The sequence below is a fragment of the Acidovorax sp. Q11 genome (genome assembly GCF_054950075.1).
This window is the reverse complement of sequence record NZ_JBUDZG010000079.1, coordinates 1-1,434: the sequence shown is the minus strand read 5'-3', so window position 1 is coordinate 1,434 and position 1,434 is coordinate 1. Positions and strand designations below refer to the sequence as shown.

The following is a 1,434-nucleotide window of genomic DNA, read 5'->3' as shown; positions in this document are numbered from 1 at the left end:
CAATCCACCGAACTTAAGCCCCCACTACCCCTTGTAAGCCATATGCGGATGCGGCTTCACATGCCGCGCAGGTCTGGGTTGAGATCGGCCCGGCACGCGGCGCACCAAGTTCCTGCCCAGCAGGCCAATAGCATGGGCAATCGACTCCTGCAGCCCCTGCAAGCCGCCCCGTAAGAGCAGCAGCGCACGCGGCAACCAGCGCTGCATCACGACCGCTGCATACGCTCGGTTGCACACCCGGTCATCAGGCTGCAGCTGGTGGGCAGTCTGCACTGCCATGCACACCAACGCTGCCAGGTTGTCCGCCAACACCTTGGCCGCCACATCCACCAGCAGCGCTTGCTGCGTCAGCCCCGAGACACTCTCGAGCTTGAGGCGGTGCTTTAACCGCTTGAACGCCTCTTCAATCCGCCAGCGCTGGTGATACAGATCCCCAAACACCGATGCCGGGAAGTCCTGCGCTGGCAAGTTGGTGGCCATCACCCGCACCTGCCCGGTGCTGGAGATACAGCGCACCAAACGCACCCAGGGGGCAGCCCCCGAGCACTCGTAGTCTTTGGCATCCTGCGCACTGGGTGTCCTCAGTTGCACGATGGCTTCGTCCTGGTGGCTTTGCAAGAACGCCTGCATGGCCACCCAGCCATTGGCTTTGTCGCAGCGCATGCAAAAGCCTATGCCCCGCTCCAGCAAATGCGCCACCAGCCAACTGGCGGGATACCCCCGGTCCAGCACCAGCACATCCGAAGGCCCCAATTGCTCCAAGGCTTCAAACAGCATCTGCCGCTCGGGCACCTGGGCGCTATACACGCGGGCATGCAAGCACAGTTCGGCGCCAGGCAAGTACAGGGCAAACAAGCGTTGATCTGCGCTGGCTACCCGTACCCGATGGCAAGCGCGCAGGGCGGGCATGAGCACACTGGCATCAGCGGCCACCACACGCCGTCCGTGCCAGCGGGGTACAAAGGCATCAGCAGCCGCGAGCACACGCGCATTGAGCTCGTGCAGGGCATTCCAATCGAGGTGGCTGCGGGCCTTGGCAAAGGCGCGGTCAGAGACACCGCGCACATGTCCGAGACCAGCCCCATCACCATCACCATCCCCGGCCAAGCTTCCAAAGAAACTATCGAGCATGACTTGCTGGGAGGAGGCGCGCTGGCTGAGCAAGGCCCCGATGAGACAGGGCAAGGGCAGTTTGCGGCTGCGCGTGAAGGCGTTGGGGTGTTGGGAAAGCCGTGCGGCTTGGGTGAAGGTATCGCTGTGGATGTGCTGGCTCAGATCGGCGAGCAGGTGCGCAAGGGCTGCGCTATCGAATCCAAGGGTTAACCCTGATATTTCTTGCCATGGGGGTGTTCCGCGTCAAGTGAAGATTTGCAAGAAAAACCAATTAAATCAATGGGTTACGGGTGATATTTTAGCTTAAGTGCGGTGGATTGG

1 protein-coding gene is annotated in these 1,434 nt (G+C 61.6%); it reads right to left on the bottom strand.

Annotated features, from left to right (window positions below; genetic code table 11):
* Window positions 1-24 precede the first annotated feature (24 nt).
* Entirely contained in the window at window positions 25-1,263 is a 1,239-nt protein-coding gene (locus ACYZGB_RS22740; RefSeq protein ID WP_462391258.1) for an IS4 family transposase, read from the bottom strand.
* Window positions 1,264-1,434 lie beyond the last annotated feature (171 nt).